Below are 13,314 nucleotides of genomic sequence, written 5' to 3'. Positions count from 1 at the left end.
CCGTTCTCCCGCCGGGCGGCCCGGCCGTCCGCCGGGCGCGCCCCGCCCTCACCGTCCCCTCCGTGCCCCGGTACCCGACCCCGAAGGACTGGACATGTTCGACTCCGTACGCGACGACCTGCGCGCCGACCTCGACGAGATCCGCAGCGCCGGACTGCACAAGCCCGAACGCGTCATCTCCACCCCGCAGTCCGCGAGCGTGCAGGTCACCGCGGGCGGCCGCCCCGGCGATGTGCTCAACTTCTGCGCCAACAACTACCTCGGCCTCGCCGACCACCCCGAGGTGATCGCCGCCGCCCGCGACGCCCTGGACCGCTGGGGCTACGGCATGGCCTCCGTCCGCTTCATCTGCGGGACGCAGGAGGTGCACAAGGAGCTGGAGGCGCGGCTGTCGGCGTTCCTCGGCCAGGAGGACACGATCCTCTACTCGTCCTGCTTCGACGCCAACGGCGGAGTCTTCGAAACGCTCCTCGGCCCGGAGGACGCGGTCATCTCCGACGCCCTCAACCACGCCTCCATCATCGACGGCATCCGCCTGTCGAAGGCCCGCCGCTTCCGCTACGCCAACCGCGACCTCGCCGACCTGGAGACGCAGCTGAAGGACGCCGCGGGCGCCCGCCGCCGCCTCGTCGTCACCGACGGCGTCTTCTCCATGGACGGCCATGTCGCGCCGCTGCGGGAGATCTGCGACCTCGCCGACCGCTACGACGCGATGGTGATGGTCGACGACTCGCACGCCGTCGGCTTCGTCGGCGACGGGGGCCGCGGTACCCCGGAGCTGCACGGTGTCCTGGACCGTGTCGACATCCTCACCGGCACCCTCGGCAAGGCCCTCGGAGGCGCCTCCGGCGGCTATGTCGCCGCCCGCGCCGAGATCGTCGCCCTGCTGCGTCAGCGCTCCCGGCCGTACCTCTTCTCCAACAGCCTGGCGCCGGTCATCGCCGCCGCCTCCCTCAAGGTCCTCGACCTGCTGGAGTCCGCCGGTGACCTGCGCGAGAAGCTTGCCGCGAACACCGCGCTGTTCCGCTCCCGGATGACCGAGGAGGGCTTCGACCTGCTGCCGGGCGACCACCCCATCGCCCCCGTCATGATCGGCGACGCGGCCGAGGCGGCCCGGATGGCCGAACTCCTCCTGGAGCGCGGCGTCTACGTCATCGGCTTCTCGTACCCGGTGGTGCCGCACGGTGCCGCCCGGATCCGCGTCCAGCTCTCCGCCGCGCACTCGACCGCGGACGTGCACCGCGCGGTGGACGCGTTCGTCGCCGCGCGGGCTGCCCTGGCCGCTCCGGCGGAGTGACCCGCCTGGCAGAATCGGTGCCGTGATCGACGCACGACGGCTGCGCACCCTCCAGGCGGTGGCCGACCACCGCACGGTGACCGCGGCAGCCGCGGCGCTGCACCTGACGCCCTCCGCCGTCTCCCAGCAGATCGCGGCGCTGGAGCAGGAGACCGGCCACAAGGTCCTCGCCCGCGACCACCGTGGGGCGCGCCTCACCCCGGTCGGCGCGATTCTGCTGCGGCACGCCGGGGCGGTCCTCGCGGAGCTGGAGCGCGCCGAGGCGGAGGTCGCGGCGTACACCAGCGGCGCGGCGGGCGAGGTCACCGTCGCCGCGTTCGCCACCGGCATCGGTGTGGTGGTGGCCCCGGCCATCACCACGCTGCGCGCCGCCGCGCCCGGCATCGTCGTACGGGTGCGGGACGCGGAGGGCGACGAGAGCCTGCCGATGGTGCTCGACGGGCGCGCCGATGTCGCCGTCGCCGTCGAGTACCGCGGCGCGCCGAGCGCGGCGGACCGGCGGCTGGTGCGCGTCCCGCTGTACGCCGAGCCGTTCGACGCGGTGCTGCCGCGCGATCACCGTCTCGCGCACGCCGCGGCGGTACCGGTGGCGGCGCTCGCCGAGGACCCCTGGATCGGCCCGTACCCGGGGAACCCCTGCCATGACGTGATGGTCCTGGCCTGCGAATATGCGGGTTTCCGGCCGGAGTTGGCGCACTCGTCCGACGACTTCCGGGCCGTCGTCACGCTCGCCGGTGCCGGGGCGGGGGTGGCGCTGGTGCCGCGTTCGGCGCTGCGCGACACCGATCTCACCCAGGTCGCGGTGCGGCCCGTCGACGGTGTCGCGGCGACCCGCCGGGTCTTCGCCGCCGTCCGCCGCGGCGCCGAGGACCACCCGCTGTTCCGGCCGGTCCTCGACGCGTTGAGCGCGGCGGCCGCGGCGGTCCCGCCGGGCGACCCGGTGGCCGCCTGACGGTCCCCGGCGCCCGCCGCGTACGACCCGTTACGCCTGCGCGGGCACGGGATGCAGCAGCTCCTCGCCCGCCGCCCACCGGCGGACCTGCTCCACGATCAACCGCTCGGCGCGTGGCCGGAACGAAGCCGCGCCGCCCCCGACGTGCGGGGTCAGCAGCACACCGGGCGCATGGCGCAGGGGATGGTCGCCGGGCAGCGGTTCGGGGTCGGTGACGTCGAGGGCGGCGCGCAGCCGTCCGGCCGTCGTCTCCGCGAGCAGCGCCGCGGTGTCCAGGGTGCGGCCCCGGCCGACGTTGACGACGAGCGCGCCATCGGGCAGCGCGGCCAGCTCGCGGGCCCCGAACAGCCCGGTGGTGCCCGGGGTTTCGGGCAGTGTGAGCACCGCGATGTCGACGTCCGGCAGCAGCGCGGGCAGCTCCTCGACGGCGTGCACCCCGCTGTCGGGCCGGGCCCGCCGGGCGACGCCCTCGGGTCGTTCGCCGGGACGTACCTGGTCGGCTGGGTGCGCGGCACCTCGCTCGGCGACGCGGGTGCCTTCGCCATGATGGCCGTCGGCGCGCTGCTCTCCGCCGCCCTGACCCTCGCGGTACGCGACCCCCGGCCCGCGGCCGAACCCTTGGGTACGGTGACCGGGCAGCCGGAGCCCGCTGAGGCCCGCTGACACCAGGGAACGGCCGGGCCACCGGCGCGGCACACAGGAGACGCACCATGACCACGACATCCGGCGACGACCAGCTCAGCCGGGGGCTGCGCCTGCTGTCCGTCCTCGCCGACCACCCCGGCGGCCTCGGGGTCAGCGCGGCCGCCCGGCTGGCGGGCCTCCCCGTCAGCAGCGCCCACCGCATCCTGGGCCGCCTGGTGGCCGAGCGGTTCGCCTCCTACGACGAACGCGCCCGCCGCTACGCCCCGGGCGTCCGCGTCCTGGAACTCTCCCGCGGCTTCCACCGCTCACCGGCCGGATACTCCGAGGCCGCCGCCCCCATGCGGACCCTCGCCGCCGCCACCGGCCTGCCCGCCATCGCCGGAATCCTCCACGACGGCGGCGTCCTGCTGGTCCTCGCGGTCCAGGGTACGCAGCACCTCCAGCTCCGCAGCGCCGAGGGCACCCGCACCGCCTGGCACGCCACCTCACTCGGCAAGGCGCTGGTCTCCGGCCGGCCCGTGGCCACCGTCGACGCCCTCCTGTCCGAGGAGCTGCCCGCGGTGACCGCCCGTACGGTGACCGACCCCGAGGCGGTACGCGAGGAGCTGGCGCGGGTGCGTGCCCGCGGCTGGGCGGAGGTCGACGAGGAGAGCGAGGTCGGCGTCCGCTCGGTCGCCATGGCGGTCCCGGACCGGTCGGGGGTGCCGCAGCTGGCGATCTCGCTGGGCGCGGTCACCGCGCTGACCTCGGCGGATGAACTCCACGGCCATCTGCCGCGGCTGCGGGAGTGTGTGGAGGAGATCGCGGCGCACATGGGGCGGTGAGGGGGCGGGCCGCCGGGGCTTGCGTGACTCCGGGGCGCGCGGCCGGGCCGGAGCCGGTCGCGGCCCGCGCCGGACCCGGCGGGCGGTGACCGGGCGCCCCTTTCGGCCAGGGCCCCGCTGCGGTTCCCCGTCCCTGCGAGGCACCATGCTGCTGCGGGCACGCCCCGCGCGCCCCGGACGCGCCGCACCAGAGCCCAGGAAACGGAGCCCCATGCGTATCGCCCTCTGCCAGATGACGTCGACGGACAACCCGTGGCAGAACCTCGTCCTGCTCACCGAGCACGTCCGCCGCGCCGCCGACGACGGCGCCCGGCTGGCCGTCCTGCCCGAGGCGGCCATGTGCCGCTTCGGCGTTCCGCTCGGTCCGGTCGCCCAACCGCTCGACGGCCCGTGGGCGGACGGCGTCCGCGGCGCCGCGCAGACGGCCGGAATCACCGTCGTCGCCGGGATGTTCACCCCCGCCCCCGGCGGCCGGGTCGCCAACACCCTGCTGGCCACCGGCCCCGGCGTGGCCGACTCCTACGACAAGATCCACCTCTACGACGCCTTCGGCTTCCGCGAGTCCGAGACCGTCGCCGCCGGGGACCGGGTCGTGACCATCGACGTCGACGACGTCCGCGTCGGCCTCGCCACCTGCTACGACCTGCGGTTCCCCGAACTGTTCCGGGCGCACGCGGACGCCGGGGCCACCGTCAGCGTGCTCCCCGCCTCCTGGGGCGCCGGACCCGGCAAACGCGACCAGTGGGAACTCCTCGTCCGCGCCCGGGCGCTGGACGCCACCGTCTGGCTCGCCGCCGTCGGCCAGTCCGCCCCGGACCCGGCGGCCGACCCCGAGCACCCCACCAAGGCGCCCACCGGCATCGGGCACAGCATGCTCGTCGCCCCCGACGGCACCGTCCGCGCCCGCCTCGGCGCGGAACCGGGCACGGTCACCGCCGCGGTCGACGCGGCGGAGACCATCCGTGTCCGACGCGCCGTCGCGGTCCTGGACAACCGGCGTCTGCGGGACGGCGGCATCGCGTAGCGGCCGGTCGGCGGGTACGGGCCCGAGCCGTCGGAACGGGGCCCCGTGCCCTGCCCTTCAGGACAGAAACCGTCCTGAAGGGCAGGCATCCTCGACGTGTCCGGGCGCCGGGGACACCGCCACCGTGCGAGGTCTCCCGCGCCACCGCGCCACCCCGAAGGACCGCACCATGCCCAAGACGACCTCCGCCACCACCGCCCCGGCGCCCTCCACCGGCACCCTGCTGGGCTCCGGAATCTGGGCCCCCGACGGCGCTGCCCTCGCCGACTTCTACGCCGCCGCCCTCGGCTGGGAGACCCGCCACACCTTCCACGACGAGGACGGCAACCCGGCCGCCCACCTCATCAGCGACGGCGTCCGGACCCTGGTCTTCTCCACCGCCCGCACGTTCCGCGCCCCCGACTGGCCGCAGGACGAACTCCCCTTCCACCTCGACCTCGCCTTCGAGGACCCCGCCGCGGCCGAGGAACGCCTGCTCGCCCTCGGGGCCACCCGGCCCGACCACCAGCCCGGAAAGGGCCGTTGGACCGTCCTCCTCGACCCGTCCGGCCAGCCGTTCTGCGTCTGCCGGGCCTCCTGAACGGCCCTGCGCCGGGGCGCGGTCCGGGGCGCGCTCCGGGGCCGTTGTCAGTGGCGGGTGGCAGACTTCCCGGCATGGACGCAGCGAAGCCGAAGGCAGATCTCCTGCGTTATCTGCAGGCCGCCCGCGACGCCCTGCTCTGGAAGCTCGACGGACTCGGCGAGTACGACATCCGCCGCCCCCTGACGCCCACCGGTACCAATCTGCTGGGCCTGGTCAGTTGACTGCACTAGCTGATCGTTTCGGAATGAGGGTTTGAGTCGTCTCAAGCAGATGATGCTGCAAGCGAGTGGGAGAGGCCCGAGGTGGAGGTCGGCGCGTATCTCGTAGCGGATGCGGAGTCGTGTGAACTGGTGGAGCCAGGCGAACGTGCGCTTGACGACCCATCGGGTCTTGCCCGGGCCGGAACCGTGCAGGGCGCCACGGCGGGCGATCTTGGGTGTGATGCCACGAGCCCGGACGAGGCGGCGGTACTTGTCGAAGTCGTAGCCGCGGTCGGCGAACAGCCGACGGGGCCGGTGGCGGGGTCGGCCGCGCAGGCCGCGAATGCGGGGCATCGCGTCCAGCAGTGGCATGAGCTGGGTGACGTCGTGGCGGTTTCCGCTGGTCAAAGAGACAGCGAGCGGGGTTCCGTTCCGGTCGACGATGAGGTGCTTACTGCCCGGTCGGGCCCGGTCGACCGGCGAAGGTCCGGTGTGAGCCCCCCTTTGAGGGCTCTGACGTGCGAAGCGTCGATGGCGGCGTCGTCCATCTCCAGTAGCCCGTCTCTGCGAAGTTCCGCCGGCAGGACCTCGTGCAGGCGGGGCCGGACTCCGGCCTCGGTCCAGTCCCGCAGACGACGCCAAGCCATCACCCCACTGCACCCGACCAGCTCTGCGGGTACGTCTCGCCAGCTCACACTCTTGCGCAGCACGTAAACGATGCCCCGCAGAGCAGCACGGTCATCGGCTGGCAGCCGCCCAGGGTATCGGTGCCGGCGCGGTGCACGAGCCGGCAGCAGCGGAGCCACACGTTCCCACAGGTCATCAGACACAAGATCAGCGGACACGCGAGAGATCTTTCCACCACGCCCAACTGCCAAGACCCCGGCGCGAACTCATTCCGAAACGATCAGTGAGGCACGTGCAGAAGTGGTTCGCCCGAAACGCTTCGTGGTCGCCCGTTCGGTTCCGATACACCGCGCCGTGGGGGTACGCCACGGGCCAGCAGCAACGGGAGGCACGGGTGGGCGCTGCTGCACGTTCGCATGGCTCTGACGGGGCACCATGACCTTTCCCGTGCTCGACCGGCAAGGGTCTCCGGCATCAGCCCCACAGGGTGCGCACGCCACCTCGAACATCGTCAGCTGCACGTAGGCGAGTCGGGCACGGACAAGTCGCTCCTCGGTCCGATGCCTTTGAGCCCGGTCGGTGTTCCGCCCGGATCGAACGAGTGGTGGAAGGTGAAGGCGTACGGCGCGGAGCCGTGGTCGTGGAGGTGTTCCAGCCTGGCAACCCCGTCCTGCCAGGTGGGTATCGTGCCGTCGGTGACCCACCAGAACACGTAACCCGGGTGTCCCGTCCTCTCGAACCAGTCGTAACGCCTGTTGAGCGCCGCGCGGTGCAGACCGGTGTAGATGGAGTCGAAGGCGGATCGAAGGTCGGTCCAGAGTGAGAGGGTCGCGGCCAGGGCGGTGGTTTCCACAGTGCGGCCTTTCCCGTACCAGGCCGGAACAGCAAACTCTCCCCACTCACCCCAGTCCGAGTCGAAATCCGTCCGTGCGCCCAGGCTGCGATCTGCCGCTTCAGCACGAGCGATATATCCGGGGTGCTGGCCGATCTCCCGGTAGACGGCCTCACCACTCTCGTGGAACTCCCGCGTAAGACGTGCGGGATCGGTGAGGGGTGACTTCAGGACGCCGAACGTGTACAGAGCAAGATGGGGCATGCGTCTCTCCCTGGCCGAGGGGCCTGGTGCGGAAGTCCCTGACGCTTTCGCTGTCTGGGCGTGGACTCGATTCGGTGGCCTGCGCGTGGGGGCGGGGAGCTGTGGGCGTGATCGACTCATCCCCTTGCGGGTGACTCAGGCTGATGGAACTCCTGTGCGACTGCGGGCGGCGCCGAATGTCAGGAGAAGATAGCCCCGACTGCAGGCCCTGTCGAAGTGGCCTTTTCCCTGCCCAAGTGGCCTCTTGCAGAGGCCCCCGCGGAGCTGAGGCGGCGAAGCGCCGCCTGGACGTCGCCACACCGCCGGCTGAGCAAAAGCGTGACCTACGCGCGCAGAGCGAGCGGCGGATGCCCGGCGACGTAGACCGGCAAGAGGAAGTTGAAGCGGATCGGCCCGTCGTAGACGCCAAGCTCGACGCGCACAGCCGCCCGTCCAACTCGTGCCCAACTTGCCTTGCCCCCCTTGGAGTCGCGGCAAACGCCGTGTCCCACCGAGGTGTGTCGCTTTACGCGGGGGTGGCGTCCTTGTGAGGCGTCTCGGTCGGGCAGTGCATCGTGTCGCTTTCTTCAGCTCCGGAAGATCCGGGCAAGTGGCGAAGATCACGGTACCGGAGAGGCGAGGAACAGCTGCTTCCTCTCGGGAAGTTGGCTCGGCGGGTTCGGGGCCGTCCCGGCCCCGAACCCGCCTGACAGCGGCCACCTGGAATTGGCTCTGACCGCACTTCCGTGAATGATCTTGTCACTGCCGTCACAGGCTCAGCAGCAGGTCCCGGACCGCGGCGGGCTGGGACAGGAACGGGTGGTGGCCGGCGTCGAGTTCGATGGCGCTGCCGGCCCGGCGGGCGAACTCGCGCTGTAGGCGTGGCGGGGTGCCCCGGTCCTGGGCGCAGATGAGGTACGTCGAGGGCACCTGCTGCCATGCGGCCGCCCCGACCGGCTGCCCGGTCACCTGCACGCTCTGCCGGGCGAGGTGGTCCGCCGCCTGCGCCTGGACCTCGGGGTCGCAGTCCTGAAGGAACGTGTCCACGAGTAGCTCGGGGCGAACCCCGAAGGTGGCAGCGTCGGGGTCGACGTCGAGGAACGGGGCGGGGCTGCCGTCCCCGAACTCCGACAGGCTCTGCCCGACCTCGGGCAGGTAGCTGGAGACCAGCAGCAGGTGGCGTACCGACCCGATTCCCGCGGCGGCTTCCGCGGTGATGATGCCGCCGTAGCTGTGGGCGACCACAACGGTGGGTTCGTCGCTGTCCAGCAGCGCCTGCCGCACCGCCGCGACGTCCTCGGAGAGCCCCGGACCGCCGGCGCCTCCGGGCAGGCCCGCCTCGCCGCAGCTCGGCAGCGCCGGGGCCACGCTCAGCACCCCTCGCTCCTGCAGCAGCTCGGCGGTGCGGTGCCACCACCACGACCCGTCCCGCACGCACGCCCCATGCACGAACACGACCCTCATCGCTGCCTCCACGTCTGCCTTGGCCGCTTTTCGAACAATGGTAGACGTAGCCGCCGTTGCGACAGGGAGCCGAAGATCATTCACAGAATCGCGGACAGAACCAATCCGAACTGGCCACTAACACCCGCCGGCCTTCAGCTGCAAGAGCCGATCGCTGGTGTCCCGCCCCGGCGGGGCAGCGATCGGACGTTACCGTCCGCAGTGGCCCGCTCGCGCAAGCGCTCGATCTCGTCGTGCTGGGCAGCAAGCCGCGAGATCGCCAGCGTCTTGAAGTCGGTCAGCTCCGCCAGCTGTTCGTCTCGGTTGGCGAGGCGTTTCCTCAGCTGAGCGTTCTCGGCCTTGAGCCGTTCGATCTGCGCGGCTCGCGGGTCGACGATCTCGCCCGTCTCCTGAAGCGCCCTCAGGCGCCGCTCGAACTCTTCTGCCAGGTGCTCGTAGGTACCGGGCCGTTCAGAGCCGTCCCGGGCCTTCTTGGGGTAGAAGCCGGTGCGGGTGACGCCCGCCATGAGGGCAAGGGTCTTCAGATCGCACTTGCCGCCCGGGGGCAGGTCCCCGCTCAGCACCCGTTCCATGGCCGCGCGGACGGCGGCCTCGTTGCGGGCCTTGTCTTCCTCGGTGAGCCTGGCCACCTCAGTCCTTTCCGACCGTCGTCGTGGAGGCGGCGTCGATCTCGGCGACGACCCGAAGGGCTCGATCGCGTTCGGGCAGCAGCCTGATCTTCTCGCCCTTGGCAACTCGGGGGCTCTCGATGAACACCGCGACGGAGGCCGCCTGGTTGGCCCAGACGAGGCGATGGCACGGGTGGTGGGTGGCCTGCGGGCAGCGCGCGGAGTCGCACATCCCCACCAGCGGCTTCGTGGCCTGCGGGGTCCCGGCCATCCGCAGGCACAGGGCCTTGGAAGGATCGCGGAACCAGCAGTAGTTCGCGGAACCGACGTGAAGCGTCTTCGCCTGCTTGCGCAGGAGGTTCTCCAGATGCCGGTCGTCATGGAGGACTTTCGGGTCGGTGCGGGCGGCATCCTTCAGCGCGGCGTCGACGTGGGAGAATGCCTCGACCAAGCCGCGGGCGCCGGGGCCGGCTGGCAGGATGCCCGCCTGGACGTCTCGGAACGCCTGCACAGTGAGCGCGATGCGGTGAACTTCCTCGGCCTCCTCGATCTCGGCCTGGAACAGTCGCTGGGAGCCCCCGGGGCGGGCCGCATAGCCCTCGGTCGTGGCCACTGAGATGTGCTTGAGCGCAACCTTCGCGGCCAGCAGCCCGCCCGGTCGCTGGGCGATGGCCAGGGCGAGCGTGCGCCGCATCATCCGAGCGCTGGCCGGTCCGGGCGGGATCACGGGCAGGCCCCAGCGCTCCCGGTTGCCGGTCCGCTCCAGCCAGCGCCTCAGGGCCTTCACCCGAGTCGACAGGTCAACGGTGGGGAACAGGGCCTCACCGTCAGGGCGGTTCAGCAGATGCTCGGCGAGAGCGACCGCCCGGTCCACTTCCTCGATGACCACCCACTCATCAGGCGCCCCGCCGAACGTCTGGCCCTTGACCAGCCTTCCTGCCAGCCGGAACCGTCTCCCGCCACCTGGAATCTCCCGAGCCGGACGTCGGCACCCTGCCTCGATCTCCAGCAGTTCGCTGTGTCGCATGCCCGAGAGCGCCGCGGTCAGCACCAGGCAGGCGATGACCACGTAGCTGGCCGTGATGTTCACGTCCTCGGCTGCCAATGGCGAGGTCCACGGCACCAGTTCGGCGTTGTCGGCCCGTGCGATCGAGGCTGGCTTTCGGGCCAACGGCCGTTGGAATCCCACCTCGGCCGCCAGCTCGGCGAGCGCGGGCGCCAGGCGCGTGCACACCTCCGGGGAGAGCCGGCCGACCTTGGCTCTGCGGGACAGCCGACCCCAGGCCAGGAGCGACAGCGGGTCCGTTCCGTGGCGGTTGACGCGTTTGGTCGTCTGGTTGTCGGCGAGCGCGGGCAGCGGCTCGCCGGCGGCCCTGACCTCCTCAATCACCTGTCGCAAGGCAGGCAGATGGGCCAGGGTTCCGCCGGGAAGACCCACGTCCTCAGCCGCCTCGGCCCGGACCTGGTCCAGCAGGTCGGCGATGTGCGGACCCACGACGTCGACTAGGTACAGGCAGGTCGCCAGCAGGGGCTGGAGGATGGCGTCCGGGACTGGAGGGGTGCGGTTCGAGCCGGTCGTCTTCACCCCGACGACGCTGGTCGCGGTCTTCCCGCTCCAGGGCGCGAATCCGGTGCGGTAACCGTCGGAGGACGTCAACTCTCCGTACAGCGTGAGAACCTGAACCGCGCTGACGAGCTCCCTCATCGTGCCCGGCTCCAGTCGGCGCCGGGGTTCGCCGGGAACCGGCACGCTCCAGTGACGCTCCTCCAGGTAGCGCTTGCACATCTCCTGAGTGACCTCCTCCAGAGTGACGAGCCCTTCCCCGGTCAGCCAGTTGAACCACTCGATGAACTGCCGCAGATACCGGTAGCACGTGCGCGGACTGCGGACGCTTCGAAGGGCCAGCGCGCACTCCAGGACGGCCTCGTGGTCCGGTGCAAGCATCGCGAGCAGGACCTCCTTGGCCACCATCCGCCACGACGGGTTGATGATCTCGGTGAAGTCCCAGACCAGCTCCGTGCCGGTGACCATGCGATGGGCATCGGCCAGCCCGGACAGATCCCAGCGATCTTGCTCGAACAGAGGCCCTGTCGCGCCAGGAGTCAGCTTCAGCCCGGCGATCCGGCAGACGTTGCCGCCGGCGAAGACCGAAGCGGTTCGGCGCCGAGGGCGGACGGGGACGGACAACTGCTGGGACATCAGATCGTTCCCTCCTCAGGGCGGAGCGGGAGGTCGCTGTCGTCGTCGGCCACTTCCAGCCGGCCCTTCGACTTCGTCTCCTCGGAGAACTTGGGCAGGATCTCGTTGCTTAGGCGGTCGGCGTAGGGACCGAAGACCCGCAGGAAGTTCTCGGTAGGCATCTGCCGGAACTGGCGGCTGAAGAAGGCGTCGAGCCTGAGCAGGTTCGGCGCGTGACGCGGCAGGAACACTGCCAGCGGGCACAACAGGCAGACCCACGGCCGGGCCGGGCACGGCAGTCCCGCAGGGCCGTGGACACCGGCTAGTTGATCGGAGCACGCCGCGGTGAACACGTCCCGCTCGCCTCCCATCAGCTCGGCGAGCGCCGCGGAATCCAGGCCGAGCCGTTTCACCGCGTCGGGGAACCCTTCCGCCAGCTCCGCGGCCCGGTCGGTGGAGAGCACCACGGGCGGCAACGACTTGCGCAGGACGGCGGTCTGGCCGTCCTCGATGATCGACTCCACCGCCGCCAGGCGGGCGGGCGTGGTCGGAGTGACGTAGTGATCGCCTTCGACGCGGGGGGTGTGGTTCGGGTCGATGGTGGCCCGCCCCGTCCATCTCCGCCTCGACAGCCGTTCCTGGTAGGTCGCCCGAAGCCGGCCTCGGTGAATCAGCAGGGCACCGCCCTCGTCGTCTACCAGGCCGAGCGAGTGCTTGGGCGACGGCAGACTTTCCCGTTCTCGGACGGCGGGCTGATCGGTCGTCGGGCATGCGGGCTGTGGGAGATCCACAGCATGCGGCGGCATTCGTCATCGGCGAAGCGCCGGGCAGGCTCGGAGAACTGCAGCCACCGCTTCAGCAGCCGCACTGCTCGGCCAGGGATATTCACACTCTCTCGCGATGTGCGGCCCTTGACATAGCTGAGCAGGATAGTGGAATCGCCTGCCCACTCCACGTCTTCGCCGCAGAGGTCACTGATTCCGTCTGGAACAATTCCAGAATACATCCCAAGCAAGATCATGTAGGCGTACTGGACAAGCGGGGTCGGAAACAGTGCCTCGCGGACCTGTCGAAGTTGCGAATCGGATTTCCGGGGGATGGATTCAATGTGACCGCGGGCGTACTCGCGATATCCGTCACGCCAAGGAATCGGCCCGTCCCGCATCATGAGCCAGGCCATGTCGGCCTTGCTGTTTCGCATGGTTATTCGCGGGTCCGCGCCCTTGGTTGCCAACTCCAGAGCCCGCTTGTGCTGGACCCAACTGTCATCCACCAACGCCCGAAGGGATGTCTCCAAGCGCTCCCACTCGCCATCGGTGTAAGCCCGGTAGGGCCGGGTGCGGGGCTTCACGTGCAGCTTGTTGCCCGCGAGGTACTCACGCACCTCCGTCCGCAAGGCGCCGGTCACCGCGTCGAACCCCTTGAGGATCATGCGCGTATTGCGCTCATGCACGGCGTTCCCGGCCAACCAGAACCGCATCAGTACGGGCCGGGTCAGGTCCGAGGCCAGGCCGGTGAAGCCGGCTTCGGCGAGCTTGACCACCATCTGGCGCAACGACACGGCGTAGCCCGTGGCGGTCCTCTTCGTGCCGATTCCGCCGTGCGGGTGGGCATTCGAAGCCAGCCCCTGCGCGAGGTCGTGGGCCAGTTCCGGATTGGGTAGTCCGTCCAGGTCCGCAACATAGCGGCTGCCGTCATTGAAGATGAAACGGACGGACAGAGGCTCCTCGGTGATAGTGGCGGGCATCAGTCGAGATCCTCGCCCTTGAACTCCGCATCTGCTGCGGCGACAGTGGCCGGGTCTGATTCTTCGGTGACCTGCCGGTAGGCGTCCCC

General features: G+C 71.0%; 13 protein-coding genes and 2 pseudogenes. 7 read left to right on the top strand and 8 right to left on the bottom strand.

Annotated elements, in window-relative coordinates:
• Positions 1 to 94: 94 nt before the first annotated feature.
• Together OG422_RS01085 and OG422_RS01080 are read left to right on the top strand one after the other, a co-directional pair.
• Positions 95 to 1,297 carry a glycine C-acetyltransferase gene (locus OG422_RS01085; RefSeq protein WP_143941347.1) on the top strand — a complete coding sequence of 401 codons (1,203 nt, stop codon included), beginning with the start codon at positions 95 to 97 and terminating at the stop codon, positions 1,295 to 1,297.
• Positions 1,298 to 1,319: 22 nt separating this feature from the next.
• Positions 1,320 to 2,249 carry a LysR family transcriptional regulator gene (locus OG422_RS01080; RefSeq protein ID WP_143941346.1) on the top strand — a complete coding sequence of 310 codons (930 nt, stop codon included), beginning with the start codon at positions 1,320 to 1,322 and terminating at the stop codon, positions 2,247 to 2,249.
• Between the two features lie 30 nt (positions 2,250 to 2,279).
• Here the strand turns inward: OG422_RS01080 and OG422_RS01075 are convergent, their stop codons facing one another.
• Positions 2,280 to 2,684 carry an NAD(P)-dependent oxidoreductase gene (locus OG422_RS01075; protein WP_405738581.1) on the bottom strand — a complete coding sequence of 135 codons (405 nt, stop codon included), beginning with the start codon at positions 2,682 to 2,684 and terminating at the stop codon, positions 2,280 to 2,282.
• Here OG422_RS01075 and OG422_RS01070 point away from each other — a divergent pair.
• The 5 genes and pseudogenes from OG422_RS01070 to OG422_RS01050 form a co-directional block, all read left to right on the top strand.
• On the top strand, positions 2,679 to 2,912 hold the full coding sequence (locus OG422_RS01070; RefSeq protein WP_405738578.1) for a hypothetical protein: 234 nt from the start codon (positions 2,679 to 2,681) through the stop codon (positions 2,910 to 2,912). The two genes, OG422_RS01075 and OG422_RS01070, sit on opposite strands and share 6 nt — an antisense overlap.
• Positions 2,913 to 2,959: 47 nt before the next feature.
• A complete protein-coding gene (locus tag OG422_RS01065; RefSeq protein WP_405738575.1) occupies positions 2,960 to 3,718 on the top strand; it encodes an IclR family transcriptional regulator in 759 nt (252 codons plus the stop codon).
• Positions 3,719 to 3,929: 211 nt separating this feature from the next.
• Positions 3,930 to 4,742 (top strand): carbon-nitrogen hydrolase family protein, encoded by an 813-nt coding sequence (locus OG422_RS01060; RefSeq protein ID WP_405738572.1) that lies wholly within the window; start codon positions 3,930 to 3,932, stop codon positions 4,740 to 4,742.
• A 169-nt stretch (positions 4,743 to 4,911) separates the two neighbouring features.
• A complete protein-coding gene (locus tag OG422_RS01055) occupies positions 4,912 to 5,322 on the top strand; it encodes a VOC family protein (protein WP_185993872.1) in 411 nt (136 codons plus the stop codon).
• Positions 5,323 to 5,396: 74 nt separating this feature from the next.
• Positions 5,397 to 5,540: pseudogene (locus OG422_RS01050) on the top strand (DUF664 domain-containing protein); the annotation flags it as partial.
• Positions 5,541 to 5,576: 36 nt separating this feature from the next.
• Here OG422_RS01050 and OG422_RS01045 read toward each other — a convergent pair.
• From OG422_RS01045 to OG422_RS01015, 7 genes and pseudogenes are all read right to left on the bottom strand, one after another.
• Positions 5,577 to 6,370 (bottom strand): annotated as a pseudogene (locus tag OG422_RS01045) (IS5 family transposase); the annotation flags it as partial.
• 293 nt (positions 6,371 to 6,663) lie between these two features.
• Entirely contained in the window at positions 6,664 to 7,248 is a 585-nt protein-coding gene (locus OG422_RS01040) for a DUF3291 domain-containing protein (RefSeq protein WP_143941471.1), read from the bottom strand.
• A 747-nt stretch (positions 7,249 to 7,995) separates the two neighbouring features.
• Positions 7,996 to 8,691, bottom strand: a complete 696-nt coding sequence (locus OG422_RS01035; RefSeq protein ID WP_143941472.1) for an alpha/beta hydrolase — start codon at positions 8,689 to 8,691, stop codon at positions 7,996 to 7,998.
• 134 nt (positions 8,692 to 8,825) lie between these two features.
• Positions 8,826 to 9,320, bottom strand: a complete 495-nt coding sequence (locus tag OG422_RS01030; protein ID WP_405738567.1) for a hypothetical protein — start codon at positions 9,318 to 9,320, stop codon at positions 8,826 to 8,828.
• Between the two features lies 1 nt (position 9,321).
• Positions 9,322 to 11,499: an integrase gene (locus OG422_RS01025; protein ID WP_405738564.1), complete on the bottom strand. Its 2,178-nt coding sequence runs from the start codon at positions 11,497 to 11,499 to the stop codon at positions 9,322 to 9,324.
• The gene (locus OG422_RS01020) at positions 11,499 to 12,002 is read right to left on the bottom strand and encodes a hypothetical protein (RefSeq protein WP_405738561.1); all 504 of its coding nucleotides are present in this window, start codon (positions 12,000 to 12,002) and stop codon (positions 11,499 to 11,501) included. The genes OG422_RS01025 and OG422_RS01020 overlap by 1 nt, the downstream gene beginning before the upstream one ends.
• 170 nt (positions 12,003 to 12,172) lie before the next feature.
• A complete protein-coding gene (locus OG422_RS01015; protein ID WP_405738558.1) occupies positions 12,173 to 13,225 on the bottom strand; it encodes a hypothetical protein in 1,053 nt (350 codons plus the stop codon).
• Positions 13,226 to 13,314 lie beyond the last annotated feature (89 nt).

It is taken from the genome of Streptomyces sp. NBC_01525, from assembly GCF_045040405.1.
Lineage (GTDB): Bacteria > Actinomycetota > Actinomycetes > Streptomycetales > Streptomycetaceae > Streptomyces > Streptomyces benahoarensis.
The sequence above is the reverse complement of the archived record's forward strand: the minus strand, read 5'-3'. Positions and strand labels throughout refer to the sequence as shown.

Bases quoted from the DNA above. Each gene is read 5' to 3' on its own strand.
- OG422_RS01085 (WP_143941347.1), top strand. From the start codon at position 95: ATGTTCGACTCCGTACGCGACGACCTGCGCGCCGACCTCGACGAGATC.
- OG422_RS01065 (WP_405738575.1), top strand. From the start codon at position 2,960: ATGACCACGACATCCGGCGACGACCAGCTCAGCCGGGGGCTGCGCCTG.
- OG422_RS01060 (WP_405738572.1), top strand. From the start codon at position 3,930: ATGCGTATCGCCCTCTGCCAGATGACGTCGACGGACAACCCGTGGCAG.
- OG422_RS01055 (WP_185993872.1), top strand. From the start codon at position 4,912: ATGCCCAAGACGACCTCCGCCACCACCGCCCCGGCGCCCTCCACCGGC.
- OG422_RS01040 (WP_143941471.1), bottom strand. From the start codon at position 7,248: ATGCCCCATCTTGCTCTGTACACGTTCGGCGTCCTGAAGTCACCCCTC.
- OG422_RS01035 (WP_143941472.1), bottom strand. From the start codon at position 8,691: ATGAGGGTCGTGTTCGTGCATGGGGCGTGCGTGCGGGACGGGTCGTGG.
- OG422_RS01025 (WP_405738564.1), bottom strand. From the start codon at position 11,499: ATGTCCCAGCAGTTGTCCGTCCCCGTCCGCCCTCGGCGCCGAACCGCT.
- OG422_RS01015 (WP_405738558.1), bottom strand. From the start codon at position 13,225: ATGCCCGCCACTATCACCGAGGAGCCTCTGTCCGTCCGTTTCATCTTC.